Genomic DNA, 13,504 nt, shown 5'->3' with positions numbered 1-13,504 from the left:
GGTGAAGAAGCTCTAAGCCTTTTCTTTCGTCAAGGACTCTGCGCGACGGCCTACGCGCTTAAGCATCGCCTCAAGGCCTTCAAGCTCTTCTGCGCCAAGCTCTTCAAAAACGCGGGCCATCGCTTCGGCATGGCGTTCAAACATGGGCTCGATCAACGCTCGTCCTGAAGCCGTGAGCGAGACCATGCGAACGCGCCTGTCCGTAGCGCCTTCTTCCCTGGTCACCAACTCGCGCTCAAAGAGCCTGTCCACCGCAATCGAAATGGCTCCGGGCGTCAGCCCAACCTTCGGCCCCAGCGTGTTCACCGGCATCGAGCCTTTGTGCAGCAGCAGCTCAAGCACGCGGAAATCCGAATCACAAAGGCCCGAGCGAGTCATATCGGCCAGTGAGTACTTCATGATGGCCTGAAAGGCCTTCATCATCACCAGCCATACATGGGTCTCTTCTCGAGCCTTCGTGCACATAAGAGCCATCATACCGCCGAGCAGCGTTATTCGCTGCCCGGATGTACTCCATCAGGAGCGCGAACCTTCGTGCCGGACTGGCTCGTACGCACCTTCAGGTAAACCAGCGTGTTCGGACGTACGCGCGAGGCTTCCACGGGGAAGGAGAGCACGTACGTTTCGCGCATGTACTTCTCAAAGCTCTTTAGGTACGGCAGAATCGACGGCGGCGTCAGCGTTCCCTGGTAGAGCGACTCGCCACCCGTAGCATCAGCCACCTGCTGCAGATAGCTGCTGCCACTAAACGCCGAACGGAAGCCACGAATCGCGCTGTCTCCGTAGTAGATCGAGTACACCGCCGCACCAGCACGCTGCGCGTCTTCCTGCGCCTGCTGCACGTACGGGCTGTTCTGGTTCATCAGCGACGTGCTGCCGTTGTAAAGATCGACGCCGTTGGTCAGCATCAGCACAACACGCGCAGCGCGTGTCTGCGACGGCCAGTTCTTCACAAAGTCCGAAAGGCAGAAGTACGGGCTGGCGCTGATACCTGGCAGCGAAAGCGTCATGCGAAGCTGGCTCGCTACGGCCTCATGGTCGGTCGAAAAGCCGCTCGTACGTACCGTGCCGTTCTGCATGTAGCCCACCAGCACCTTCACGGACGGCGGCAGATCCTTCAGGAACGTGGCGATGTCCGGCATCTGGAGAGCGATGCTGCGACGCAGACCGTCGTCGATCAAGATCGCGATTTCAAGCTGCTGCGGCTGCACCTGCTGGATCGACTCGATCGCGGTCTTGCGGCCGTTTACCTCGAGCGACAAAGCCTTCGTATCGACGGGCATTTCATGCTTGGTTTGAATGCTGATGAGGGCAGAGGTCGGCACAGCGCCTTCCTGCTGTGCAACGGCCAAAGGAGCAGCGAAAAGGGCTGCGAACAGGGCGAACGTCCCAACGATACGCATAAAAGAACTCCTGTCTCGTTAGACGAGACAGGAGTAGCATACGTTGCGTAAATCGCGCAGCAGGGGCGGTTATTGGCCACCGAGGCGGAATTTCATTCCAGCGCGGAAGCTCAAAGGCAGCCCAGGGTAGCCGATCGGGCCAATGTGCTGGTTGTTGAGCAGGTTGTCCAGCTGCGTGAAGACGCTGACACGGCGAGCGAGCTGGTACGTTCCGCCAAGGTCGAGCTTCACATAGCCGAAGTCAAGATTGCGGTTCGGCAGCAGAAGATCGTTGCCATAACTTGGCGAATAACCACCGAGGTACGTCGAATCGTCCGCACGACTTGCCAACGCGCCCTTCAGATTTGCTGAAAAACGTTTGCTTGTGTAAGACACCGAGAAGAATCCGGTATGAGGCGGACGACGGAAAACTCGTCCCCCAACCAGCGGCGATGTGCTGCCAATCGGGATGCCAGGATACTTCGAGTTTTCATTCGGATAGCCGCCGTAAAGTGCCACCATGTCGCTGGACAAGGACTGCTCCACAGTGGTCGCCAGGAAGGTGTACCCCCCGCGAACGAACCAATGGTTCAGCGGATTCCACTCCAGCTCCGTCTCCGCTCCAACCGCACGATAGGCCTGCGAGTTCACCTCTGCCCCGAAGAAGTTCGGATCGTTCTCGGGAGGTGTCTGCTTCAGGAAGTAGCCGATCGTGACATTGTCGACATATTCGATCTGATGCGAAAACTGGTTATGGAAGAATCCGGCCTTCAGCACCAGCTTGTTGCTCAAAATGTTCTGGTCAATGCCGACATCCAAAGTACGGGAGCGCTCTGGCCCAATTTGAGCGAAGTTCGCAGCATCTGTGGCATCACCATCGCGCAGCAGAGTGGCCTTCAGCGAGTAGTACTCCAAAGCAAGTGCCGGTTCCTGCACACCAGTGGAAACGTTGATGCGCAGCTTCGTTCCGTGGAACCAGCCGCTGCCAGGGCGTACCGGAACATAGGCCAAACCGAGACGCGGTTCACCAGCGAGACCATAAAGGTGGTTCTTCTGCAACGATCCACCGAAGGAGTAGAACAGTCGGCTCTTGATGTCGCCCTGGATCTGCAGGTTGTACTCGAAGTTACGGCGAGACGTGCTCTCGTAGAGGTCATAAGCAGACTCATTAAAGCTGCCACGCTCATTCTGATAACGGAATCCGAACAACACCGCAATGTGTTTCGGGAAGACGTAGTCGGATTGATAGTAAAGCTCGTCGCGATTTGAGTCCTGTTGGTAAGGCGTTGCGGCATAGATCTGTGCGCGGCTCGTTGCGCTATACCCATTGGCCCCACGAACCGTGACAACATCGCCAAAGTAGCCCGTGTACGTTCCACCTGTGGTGGAGTATGGGTCAGGATACGAAAGCAACGTTCCGTTTGTACCGAAAGCCTCTGCCTGTTCGCGCTTGCGAGCAATGCCGTATCGAACGAGGTTATGCCAGTCGAAAGTGGTGCGGTTCTCTAGCGTTCCACTCGCGTAAATATCCTGATCGAGTTGCTTCCCCCACTGTGCACGGTGCGTGAAATCGTACGCTCCCGGCAGTCCTTCATGTGAACTCGCCTGACGGAAGGTTCCGCGCAACTGCGTGTCGCCCTTGAAGGAGTATCCAAAGTTTGCGACCGAGGTCTGCGAACGATACTCCGAATTAGGAAGCGCATTCGACGTGTTGAACCAAGACCCTGCACCGAAGTAGTCAAGCTTCTTGTACGTTCCTCCAACGCCCACCTCATCGCGCCAGGTATGGAGGTTTCCAGCGTCCCCGGAGTACGTCAATAACGGGTGAGCAGTCCTTCCTCTTGGAGTCGTAATGCTCACTACGCTGGCCTGGGAATCGGTTCCAAACAAAGCGCTGTTCGGTCCACGGTACATCTCGATCTGAGACACGCCAGTAGAAGAAACCGTGCCCCAGTCAAAACTGCCGCCGACGTCCTCAGCCGTTACACCATCGATAAGAACCTTGTTGCCATCCGACGGACCACCACGCACAAACAAGGAGCCTACGCCACCAGTCTGCCCTTGCTGTACGAGGAAGACACCAGGAGTCTGCCGCATTTCGTCAATCAGGCCAACGCGGGTCGTAAGCTCCCGTTGGTCAATCACACTCACTGGTGCCGTCAACTGCGGCAACGGCGTAGGCAAGCCAGTGGCTGTTACGGAAACATCCTGACGCACAGTCGAAGTAGAGAGAACGACATCGCGCTGCAGCACCTCCATCGTGCTGCCGTAAAACTCGATACCAACTGCGGGCAGATAACCCGCACCAATTCCCATCAGCGAGAAACGGCCGGAAGCCGCGGAGCGGATCTCATAGTTGCCCTCCGCGTCCGAGAACGCAAAGGCCTCTACCTTGCCGTTTTGAAACAGCTTCACCTGTCCGCGATTCACAGGCTTGCCGAGTGCATCGGTCAGGCGTCCGCGAACGACTACGGCACCGGCGTTGGACGGCAGCACGGCCATCACCGCAGCAGCGGCCAGTGTTGTTTGAGCAAGAGTCTGAAGACGCGACGAGCGGCGTCCGGAGCGCAACTGGGCCGAGAACCGGCCCTTGGAACGAAACATACAATCTCCTCCGCTTCCCCTTCGGAAGCGTGGCGGGATGAAACGCAAACAGAACCGGTCTCCTGACTGGCGCGATTTCAAAGCTGGCCCTGTAGAGCTTCAGAAGTCTTCCCTTCCCGCCGCTCATTACGAGCAGCAGTGGCAGCTTCAGGCCAGATTCACCTTGCCAGAAGCAAGGTGCGCGCATCACAGTTGCGGGGCAGTGGCGGATTCTCACCGCGCTTCCCGAACATTCCTTTGCCGTAACAAACTAAGTTGACGCGCAGTTCGGCCACAAAAAGCCACACCAGCGCGAAGAAAAAGGCGAGACTCCAGTGTATCGCCCAAAAGCCTTTGTTTGCGCGGAAATCGTTACAGTTCGAGTAGTACCTTGCCGGTCGTCTTACGCGCTTCCAGATCGCGATGCGCCTGCAACGCGTCCTCCAGCTTGTAACGTTGGCCGATGCGAACCTTCAGCGTCCCCGCAGCGATATCGCGGAAGATGGCCTGCGACCGCAACTGCAACTCGGCTGGCGTGCGCAGGTAGTCCTTCATCGTCGGCCGCGTAACAAAGAGCGAACCCATCTGCGAGAGACGAATCAGGTCGAACGGTGGAACAGCTCCACTCGAAGCACCGAACAAAACCATCAGCCCACGCGGCTGCAGGCACTTCAACGAGTCTTCAAAAGTCGTCCGCCCCACAGAGTCATACACCACAGGCAGCTTTTCTCCCGCAGTCTCACGGGCAATCACTTCCGCAAAGTTCTCGACTACGTAGTTGATAACGCGATCCGCTCCTGCCTGCCGCGAAAGCTCCGCCTTCTGCTCCGTCGAAACCGTTGTGAAGACATGCGCCCCGGCGGCCTTTGCCATCTGCGTCAACAGCAGCCCCACGCCGCCTGCTCCGGCATGAATCAGAACGCTGTCACCCGTGCGAATTTTGTACGTGTCGTTCGCAAGATAATGCGCGGTCATTCCCTGCAGCATCACCGCAGCCGCATCATCGAGAGTGACCGCCTCAGGCACAGGAATTAAATCACTCGCAGCAACCAGCACGTACTCTGCATACGACCCACGCGCCGAAGCCCAGGCGACGCGATCGCCCCGCTTAAAGCCGTCCACCCCGGAGCCAACCTCTGCAACTACGCCTGCACCTTCCAAACCGGGCACAGCAGGCAGAGGCTGCGGATAACGCCCTTCGCGCAGATACACATCAATGAAGTTGATGCCCGCAGCCTGCACGCGCACCAGCACCTGGCCGTTCGCCGGTGAAGGTTGCGGAAGCTCCGCAAGCTGAAGAACCTCGGGGCCACCTGTCTGGGTAATCTGAATTGCTCGCATACTGCGTCTCGCTCCTTAACCTGTCTGCACAGATGGATGCGTTCGATGCAGTTAGCGGAGCATACTTTCTTCGCTCGATCGCATCCGCACCACACGGTCCACCGCATAGGGCAGACGCTGCGACTGCGTGAAGAAGTGGCGCACCTGCAACTCACCCAACAGGCCAATGCCGATAAGTTGAATGCCTGCAAGAATCAGCACTGCAGCAATCAGGAACCACGGGCCATGCTCACTCAGCGCGTCACCACGTGTGATGAGCTTATCGGCCAGCAGCCAGATCGAAATACCGCCCCCCGCAAGCACGCCCAATGAACCGACGCCGCCGAAAAGATGCAAAGGCCTCGTCATGTACTTCAGCAGGAAGCGAATCGTCAGCAGGTCAAAGAAGACGCGGAAGGTGCGGCTGATGCCGTAGTGGCTCTTCCCTGCCGTTCGCGAAGGGTTCGAGATCGGCACTTCGCAGATGCTCGCGCCGTACCAGCTTGCCAGCGCCGGGATGAAGCGGTGCATCTCGCCATAGAGCGGAATGTTGTGGATCACCTCGCGGCGATACGCCTTGAAGGTCGTACCAAAGTCATGAATGTTCACGCCCGACAGTCGCGCCATCAGCCAGTTGGCGATACGCGAAGGCAAGCGCCGCATCACCGCATTGTCGCGCCGCTGCGCGCGCCATCCGCTCACAACGTCGTAGCCTTCTTCCAGCTTCGCCAGGAACAAAGGAATCTCGCTGGGGTCATGCTGCAGGTCGCCATCCATCGCCAGAACAAACTCACCCGTAGCATGGTCAAACCCCGCTGCAAGGGCCGACGTTTGCCCAAAGTTTCGACGCAGTTTTACCAGTAGAACGCGCGAATCAACCGCAGCAATCTCTTCCAGCAGCCGATACGTACGATCGCGTGAGCCATCGTCGACAAAGACCATCTCAAAGCTTGCGCCAAGGTGCTCAAGCACATCTTTGACACGGTCATAGAGACGCGTAACGTTCTCTTCTTCGTTATGAAACGGAACGACGATGGAGTACTTTGGCACGCTTTCGATGATACGCCCACGCGCACATTCGGGTACCTACCTCGGTTCCACATGGCGCTTTTTACCGCCAACGGAAGCTGATTCATCACATCATGTTCTGGGGTGTTTCTCCGCGTACGCTGCTCATTCTGTTTTGCACAAGCAGCCTGCATCGAACGGACAAGAACGCTCTCACGCGAGAAAGGGACAGGAAGCATGACGAACAAACGGATCATCGGATTAGTCGTCATTGTCCTGCTCGTGATCATTGGCTATTACTACTGGCGCACAACCAGCCAGTCGACGGCTCTCGGTAGCGGCGAAGTCACCTCCTCTGACGGCGACCTGTCCTCCAGCGCAAAGTCGAAGATGGACTCCGGCGCGGTGAACCTTGATGGACGCCCGTCGAGCAGCGGCTACAGCGACTCCGGTTACAGCTCCGCACCGAAAGCTCCCGCAGCACAGCCCGCCCCCATTGCGACTCCAATCTCTACACCGGCAGCCGCCCCTGCGAACAACCTGCCCACCGAAGACACCCTGAACACGAACGCTCCCAACGGCATGGCCTTTGGCGGCTCGGGCATCTTCCAGTGGTATCGCCAGGGCAACCTCACATGGCGCATCAACACCAAGAGCGGCTCCATGTGCGTCGCCTTTGCCACGATGGATGAGTGGGCCAAGCCTCTCGTTTACACCCATGGTTGCGGCAACGCATAAGCATTTTCGAATCGACAATCAACGCTCCTGATCGGATCAGGAGCGTTTTGTTTTGCCCTCCAGCAACAGGGCAAAACGATGGTACTGTGAGGACAAACCTTCAAGGATGGTGCCTCCGTGGCTGTTGCGTCGAAGCTCTACGCCGCTCTTCTGTTCCTGCCTGTAGCCCTCGCCAGCGCGCAAACGGCGCCACAGCCTTCGCCCTGGAAAGTCTCCACCGGATTCTCTACCGACTGGCAGCACCTTACCGAGACAGTCACCCCCTTGGCCCCCGGCGTAAGCCTCCTCCACGCCTCCGGTGGCAATACGTTGGTGCTCACCGGCACCGACGGCACCCTGCTCGTTGACACATCCTTTCCGCAAGTCGCCCCCGTACTCCAGGCCAAGCTGAAAGAGATGGGCGTCACGCCCGTGAAGTATGTGATAGACACGCATTACCACGGCGATCACTCCGGAGCAGCAGGTCCCTTCCATCTCGCCGGAGCCACTCTCATCGCGCAGGACAACGCCCGCGCTCGCCTCGCAAATCCGCAGAAGAATCCGCAGCGTACCCAGGCAGCCGCTCCCGCCGACCGCATCCCAGACCTGACCTACTCCCATGACATGCACCTGTACTTTGACGGTGAGGTCATCGAGTTACAGCATCTAGTCCCCGCGCACACAGACGGTGACTCCATCGTCTATCTCGAGCACGCCAACGTCGTGCATCTGGGCGACGTCTTCATCAACGGCATGTTCCCCTATATCGACGTAAACGGCGGCGGCAACATCGATGGCTACTTCCCTGTCATCGACGCCGTACTCGCCCGCTGCAACGCGCAGACGAAGGTCATCCCCGGCCACGGCGACGTCACAGACAAAGCGCGCCTGCGGTTCTACCGCGACATGTTGAAGACAGTACGCGACCGCATCGCAGCAGAAGTTGCCAAGGGCGCAACCTTGGAACAGATCATCGCCAGCCATCCCTCTCAGGAGTTCGACAAGGAATGGGCTTCGAACCGCATCACCCCTGCAGACTTCGCGGCCATGGTCTACCAGAGCCTCACAGGCAAACGCATGGACTGGAAGCCCGGCCTGTTGAAGTAACGCATAGGCTAAACTAGCAGCAAGTGGCCCGGTAGCTCAGTTGCATAGAGCAGCGCACTCCTAACGCGAAGGTCGCAGGTTGGACTCCTGCCCGGGCCACCACATATCCAGAGCAAAATCAATGATTTACGAAAATGCCCTCAGCGCGCGCTGAGGGCATTTTCGGCTTGGTGATACTTTGGTGATACTTTTCAGAAAAAAGCTGTGCATTTCTCTGCAATCCGGTGCGATTGGATGGCTTTCTTAGCGCTCTCAGACGTCTTTAGCCAAGATGTCTTGGCCTCACTAAGCGTCGCGTTTTTCCCTCACTTGCAGCCCGACATCAACGAGCGTCTCTCTGATAGTGAACTGGCTCTTCGCAACATCTCTCAACAGTTCATTTCCGAGTCGTTCGCACGGGCACCTTCCGCGTGCGATTCCTCTTCGCCGCTTTCGTGAGGTCGCTAGGCCTCAAGCGATTCCCCGGAACTTTAGTGATGACCACGATGCGCGAAACGTCTTCATTCGGGCGACGCACGGTACGCACCTGCAAGAGGTTCGTTATATGCGGGGTCCCGGCCGTATTGTCACCGGTTAGATCCAAGACCAGTAGAAATCCAAGACGGACACTCACGTTCTGATAGTCCGTCGTCTGCGCCTGATAGGAAGCGGCAAGAGAGTCGAAACTCGAATCGTCAAGTTCTCGCTTCACTTCCACGACGATCCTCTCATTGCCGGAGCGCAACCTAACATCGGCGCGCCCACCACTCACATTTGTGGCTTCGATATCTGATCCAGGTGCGTTGGCTGAAAGCCAGCGATAGAAGTCTTCTTGTAGGCGTTCCTCTTTCACCGCTATTCCGTCTGCCTGCTGGAATAGGTAGCTGACCGTTGCGTCGTCTGCCTGCATCACCTCCAAGCGCGTATAAAGAAAACGAATCACCCAGAGCAGTAGGCAGTCGAATAGCCGTCGTGCATGAGCATTGTCGATGTAGTCGGGATGGAGCTTCACAATCTCATGAACGTTGGTGATGAGTTGCATCTCGGCACCCGTCAGATTCTCTAGTTGAAGAGACATCGCGTTCTTCAGCACGTGCGAGAGCGTCTGTTTGATTTGGTCGGGGAGCTCGGACTCGTGGATCAAAGCGACGATTGGGGTCCGAACTGTCGCCGCTTCAGAAGGGTGTAGGCTGTGCTCTTGGTGACTGAGGTAGTGATCGACAGCAGACAAAAGGTCTTTTGCCGCATCGGCCCACTCATGCTCGCCGTTCATACGCAGCCATGTCTTAATCAAGAACGCTTGGCCGTGCTGGCTCGCAATGGTGGCCACAATTCTTGGGCGAAGAATTTCCTTGAGGACTCCACTATCTGAGCGACGTAGGATGCTCCTGCTCGCAGAATAGACAGCAAGAACATAGCGCTCGATCACAGATGCGGGTTCCCACCAGCTAGCCTCATCTAGGTGTGCCACAAGCCCTTCTAGGGATAGAGCGAGTTGATTCCAGGAGGCAGCCTCCAACCTTCGGGCCCCGAGCCAAGACGGGGAAACAGATGTTTCCAGCCACGCGTTCAGCTCGAAGATGCTTTGAGATATCCGGCTTGTGATTACAGAAATACTCCGCCGGTCATCGGCCTCAAAGGCGTCAAGGAGTCTAAGGCAGTCACAATACAGATGCGCTTCGGGGTTGACTTCCGCAGCCCCTGCCGATCTCTCGAACCAGATCTTCGCGCTTCTTAGCAATGGCTGAGCCTCTTGGCGGAGGCCAGCATCAATACCTTTCAGCAATTCCGCTAGTCCGAGCTCGAAGGCTGCGTCCGCGACGCAGCCTTCGATCGCAACCAGGTTACGAAGGCTTTCGAGAAGTGCATTCTCTTGGAAGTGGGCGTAGGCGACGCCGCATATCTTCGCAGCGTGCCGCAAAAACTCGACATCGTCAGACATCGACAAACCGAGCAAGACATCCAGAAGACGCAACTGCCATCGACGGTTATTCAGAGCCCATCGCAAGCACGCTTCGATGGCAGTGCTTCGCGCGATACCGGGGAGACTGGCATCCTGCGCTTTCTCGAGCATTGCGGCGAAGCTACTCTCATCTCCATCAGCTGGAAGAGGTCGATGGCTATCCAGTTGGTCAATCAATTCGATGAGTGCAAATTCATCAGAAACGCCCGAGATCAGAGTTGCGAAGGTCCTGCTATATAGGCCTGCTTCCTCTGCCGCGAGTGTTCGCCCATAGACCACGAGAGCCGAGATAAGGACTGGTGCCAGTGGTGACACGCTGAGCTTCTCTGATGCAGACGCAACATCCGGCAAACCACCGAGTACCTCGACCGTAATCGAAGCACCCGAGTGCAGCAGATCGGAGATTTTGTACTCCATCGAATGCAGACCCTCTGGCAGCCCGTGGGTCACCATAGGAAACCGCCGTCGAGGGCCTCCCGCCTATGAGAGTTCGGAACATGCTGCGTGATCGCATCCGAAGTGCGACCAGCGACGAACACTTGAAAGTGCACGATATCGCTTGACACCTTCTGAAGACCCGATACAAGAGCATCAAGATCTCCTTGGTAGACCTCCTGTGCTGCAGGAGAATCGATCATGAGCAAGCCTGGATGCCTTCCAACACCGTTCGACTCGCCAACCTCGACCATGGCGAGGATTGTAGCCACCTTGAGCCGTAGCTTTTCGCCTGGCGTGACCTTGCTATAGCTTGTGTTCGTTCTACCTTTCACAAGCGCGAGAGTTGCGTTGGCTCCTAGTGTCGCATTCGTCAAATTCCGCATCCCAAACTGCTGAGCATAATGAACGATGCGTTCCGAAACGTCATTGAGCAAGTTTCCTCGCACAGCCTTGACGCGGTTTTCGGTCTCAGACACGATCGCAGCGAGGATCTTCAAATCTTCGGAGACAACACCCTCCGGAGCAGAATTAGAGGAGAACCCTACCTCGTCAATTCTGCCCTGCAGGACAGCAATGTCGCGCTTCAGTTCCTGCTGGCGTTCGTACGATCCGAGCTTCGTCGTCTCGTGCTCAATTCTCGTTTGCAGGTCTAACGCTGAAGAACGCAGTTGCTCGCTGACGTCTTTCGCGGCACCTAATGCAGTCTCGGCAGCATCAAGCGCAGCCTTTGAGGCCTTGACGCGTTTGTCGAGTTCCGCTTGCACCGCGAGCGCGTCTTCGTCCGTGTGTGTGTGTTCCCCACAAACTGAGCAGGAATGGGTTGAGTTCTCACGCTTCTTCTTCTGTTCACTGATCGCCGTGTCACAACGAGGACAGAAGGTGGGATCAAGGAGACGGAATACTGCTCCTGCGGCGACTGATTCGTGATGCGTCTGCAACTCTTGCCGATCCGAATTGTAAAGAGCGCGTGCCTGACTGATGGCCTGGCTGTCGTTCTCCAATCTTCGCGTAGCAGTTTGTTCACGGCGCTTCACTTGTGCATATTCCGCGTTTAACACGCCGAGATTGTTTCGCACTTCCTCATCGCTGGGGATCGAACGGAGCTCATCCTCCTTGGCCTCGAGTTGAGCAAGGAGGTCTGACTTCCTCTCGTTCTTCGATTCCGCGTCGCGAGAAGCTTTACGCGCAGCAGCGTCGATCGCACTTTGCGCTGCCTTGTAGGCTGCTGACGAAGCTGCAAATGTCGTAACCCAAGGAACTCCCAAATACATCTGAATTAGGCGTGGGTTGAGGCCAATCGCAACTGGCAGATCGCCGAGCAGCGCTTCGTAGTTCGTGCCAATGAACATTGCGCCAGAGAAAGCCGCCCAACCATGAGAGACGGCATGGCCCAGCTCATCCTCCTTCGTCGAGCTCGATTGCCAAGCAGCGAGAGCGTCCATTGAGAACGCCTTCATAAAGAAATCTGACATCACCGATTCAAAATCGACGTCACTACCGAACTCTGCCAACTTCGAGGGTTTCGCTCCGCTGCGGCCCATTCGGATCAGTGTTCCCCGTGTTTCACCACGGGCATCAACGTCCACTTCATGAACGATGTCATCCAACGAAAAGCGCACGGAGGCTTTGTGTATCCAGCGTCTGATGTCTTGCTGGAGATTACTTGTTGGTCTACCTCGCAGCAACCAGTGGACAACTTCCAAAACTGAAGACTTACCACGGAGATTTCGATCCGAAAGCAGCGCCCAAAGACCGTGCTCAAGATCGTCCCAAGCAAACTCGAATGGGCCGTCGACTTCAGTTCCGTCTTTCACGCCAGAAAACGCGATCCGCTGAAGCTTTAGTCGACGCGGGCTGGGGAGCACGGGCGAAGCCGTAATGCGGTGCTTGTCCAGCACCGCTTGAACTTCGGTGACGCCGACACCAGCCTTTGCGGCAATGGCCTCAACCCAGCTTGCATTCACATTCTTCATCCATTGCTCCCTTGAGCCAAGATCTTCAGCTGCTTAATACGTTCGCTTGTCTCCGAAGCTATCGACGGGATGATTCCACCGTATTCGGTCTGAGCGTAGGAGGCATGCTCGTACTGCTTTTGCTTGAGGGCCGAACCGCTTCGATCTCCGGCAAGTGAAGCCACAAGCTCAGCTCGTTCGGAGTACCAACTCAAGACTGGAGCCTCCTTCAAGCAACGTAGGCAGAACTGCCCACCCTTTTCGGTCAGCAGGAAGTCGGTCTCCGTTACCTTCAAGCCCTTCTTCGCTCCTGAAATGCGAATGAGTTCGCGGGAACGCAATAACGACAACGTGTCGTCCAATCGCTCATAGGCCCCGAAGAAGTAACGGATCATTGGAATCCGGCGCAGGTCGGGCTCTTCGTTTTGAAAGATCGCTTCGGCCATTTCCAGGTAACTTCCATAGCCTGTCGCTTGATAGGCGTCGAGCAATTCCTCCGCCAGATAGTCTGGATTTCTCACCCAGAAGTCCATGGCATGGAGCCTAGCCTCGGAGCGGAAAATCGAAACTATACCGTCTATCGCTGGGTCCGGAGTAGATCCTCCGGCGCGAATTAGGAACAACACGCGAAGCGCGTCTCTATGGGGTTGTCGGTCGCTCATACTTTAATGATGGATAGAGTGATACAGATACTGGCTGAAGGGACTGATGCAAATGGGATTCGTTGTTTGCAACATATTCTCACGTCCAGGGCTCAGGATGGCAAGAAAGAGCATGGCTCTGCATAAGTTCCCGACTCTTACCTAATGCGACATCCCAGCTTGGGAAATCGACTCCCAAGGGCACGTAAGAGCGCGAGCGGATAAAACGTGCTTCGCCCCGTGGAACACGATGCTATTGAGAATCTTCGCCAAAAGCGGTGTTCGGCAGGACAGTGACGCGGTTGATCCAAGCCCACCGGAGCTGGAATTGCCTTGATCAGTATTCGGTTTCACTGATGACAACGGCGGGTATACGGACGACGACTGTATCACTGCGATCGCATTTGAGTAAGC

General features: G+C 56.6%; 10 protein-coding genes, 1 tRNA gene and 1 riboswitch. Of the genes, 3 read left to right on the top strand and 8 right to left on the bottom strand.

Translation table 11 applies throughout. The annotated features are described in order from the left end of the window. Positions 1-12 precede the first annotated feature (12 nt). The 5 genes from PW792_04825 to PW792_04805 all read right to left on the bottom strand — a co-directional run bounded on the left by PW792_04825 (position 13) and on the right by PW792_04805 (position 6,335). Entirely contained in the window at positions 13-465 is a 453-nt protein-coding gene (locus PW792_04825; GenBank protein MDE1161255.1) for a MarR family transcriptional regulator, read from the bottom strand. A gap of 26 nt (positions 466-491) precedes the next feature. Continuing rightward, positions 492-1,403, bottom strand: coding sequence for a hypothetical protein (locus PW792_04820; GenBank protein MDE1161254.1), 912 nt, complete (start codon positions 1,401-1,403; stop codon positions 492-494). A gap of 69 nt (positions 1,404-1,472) precedes the next feature. Beyond that, positions 1,473-3,986 (bottom strand): TonB-dependent receptor, encoded by a 2,514-nt coding sequence (locus tag PW792_04815; protein ID MDE1161253.1) that lies wholly within the window; start codon positions 3,984-3,986, stop codon positions 1,473-1,475. 34 nt (positions 3,987-4,020) lie between these two features. Beyond that, positions 4,021-4,256, bottom strand: a riboswitch (cobalamin riboswitch). Positions 4,257-4,337: 81 nt separating this feature from the next. Then, entirely contained in the window at positions 4,338-5,306 is a 969-nt protein-coding gene (locus tag PW792_04810; GenBank protein ID MDE1161252.1) for a quinone oxidoreductase, read from the bottom strand. A gap of 51 nt (positions 5,307-5,357) precedes the next feature. Continuing rightward, positions 5,358-6,335, bottom strand: a complete 978-nt coding sequence (locus PW792_04805) for a glycosyltransferase family 2 protein (protein MDE1161251.1) — start codon at positions 6,333-6,335, stop codon at positions 5,358-5,360. 195 nt (positions 6,336-6,530) lie between these two features. Here PW792_04805 and PW792_04800 point away from each other — a divergent pair, with 195 nt between their 5' ends. From PW792_04800 to PW792_04790, 3 genes are all read left to right on the top strand, one after another. Continuing rightward, entirely contained in the window at positions 6,531-7,031 is a 501-nt protein-coding gene (locus tag PW792_04800) for a hypothetical protein (protein MDE1161250.1), read from the top strand. Between the two features lie 117 nt (positions 7,032-7,148). Next, positions 7,149-8,117 (top strand): MBL fold metallo-hydrolase, encoded by a 969-nt coding sequence (locus tag PW792_04795; protein MDE1161249.1) that lies wholly within the window; start codon positions 7,149-7,151, stop codon positions 8,115-8,117. A 25-nt stretch (positions 8,118-8,142) separates the two neighbouring features. Then, positions 8,143-8,219 (top strand) — tRNA-Arg (locus PW792_04790). 274 nt (positions 8,220-8,493) lie between these two features. Here PW792_04790 and PW792_04785 read toward each other — a convergent pair. Genes PW792_04785 through PW792_04775 form a run of 3 tightly spaced genes read right to left on the bottom strand, consistent with a single transcriptional unit; the run spans position 8,494 to position 12,982 of the window. Next, positions 8,494-10,512 (bottom strand): hypothetical protein, encoded by a 2,019-nt coding sequence (locus PW792_04785; GenBank protein MDE1161248.1) that lies wholly within the window; start codon positions 10,510-10,512, stop codon positions 8,494-8,496. Further along, positions 10,506-12,470, bottom strand: a complete 1,965-nt coding sequence (locus tag PW792_04780; protein ID MDE1161247.1) for a hypothetical protein — start codon at positions 12,468-12,470, stop codon at positions 10,506-10,508. The genes PW792_04785 and PW792_04780 overlap by 7 nt, the downstream gene beginning before the upstream one ends. Then, positions 12,467-12,982, bottom strand: a complete 516-nt coding sequence (locus tag PW792_04775; GenBank protein MDE1161246.1) for a hypothetical protein — start codon at positions 12,980-12,982, stop codon at positions 12,467-12,469. The genes PW792_04780 and PW792_04775 overlap by 4 nt, the downstream gene beginning before the upstream one ends. Positions 12,983-13,504 lie beyond the last annotated feature (522 nt).

The sequence above is a fragment of the Acidobacteriaceae bacterium genome (assembly GCA_028283655.1).
Classification (GTDB): domain Bacteria; phylum Acidobacteriota; class Terriglobia; order Terriglobales; family Acidobacteriaceae; genus Granulicella.
The sequence above is the reverse complement of the archived record's forward strand: the minus strand, read 5'-3'. Positions and strand labels throughout refer to the sequence as shown.

What these genes read in the sequence shown, in the direction of transcription:
- PW792_04825 (MDE1161255.1), bottom strand. Translation starts at nt 465, where the DNA reads ATGTGCACGAAGGCTCGAGAAGAGACCCATGTATGGCTGGTGATGATG.
- PW792_04820 (MDE1161254.1), bottom strand. Translation starts at nt 1,403, where the DNA reads ATGCGTATCGTTGGGACGTTCGCCCTGTTCGCAGCCCTTTTCGCTGCT.
- PW792_04815 (MDE1161253.1), bottom strand. Translation starts at nt 3,986, where the DNA reads ATGTTTCGTTCCAAGGGCCGGTTCTCGGCCCAGTTGCGCTCCGGACGC.
- PW792_04810 (MDE1161252.1), bottom strand. Translation starts at nt 5,306, where the DNA reads ATGCGAGCAATTCAGATTACCCAGACAGGTGGCCCCGAGGTTCTTCAG.
- PW792_04800 (MDE1161250.1), top strand. Translation starts at nt 6,531, where the DNA reads ATGACGAACAAACGGATCATCGGATTAGTCGTCATTGTCCTGCTCGTG.
- PW792_04785 (MDE1161248.1), bottom strand. Translation starts at nt 10,512, where the DNA reads ATGGTGACCCACGGGCTGCCAGAGGGTCTGCATTCGATGGAGTACAAA.
- PW792_04780 (MDE1161247.1), bottom strand. Translation starts at nt 12,470, where the DNA reads ATGAAGAATGTGAATGCAAGCTGGGTTGAGGCCATTGCCGCAAAGGCT.
- PW792_04775 (MDE1161246.1), bottom strand. Translation starts at nt 12,982, where the DNA reads ATGGACTTCTGGGTGAGAAATCCAGACTATCTGGCGGAGGAATTGCTC.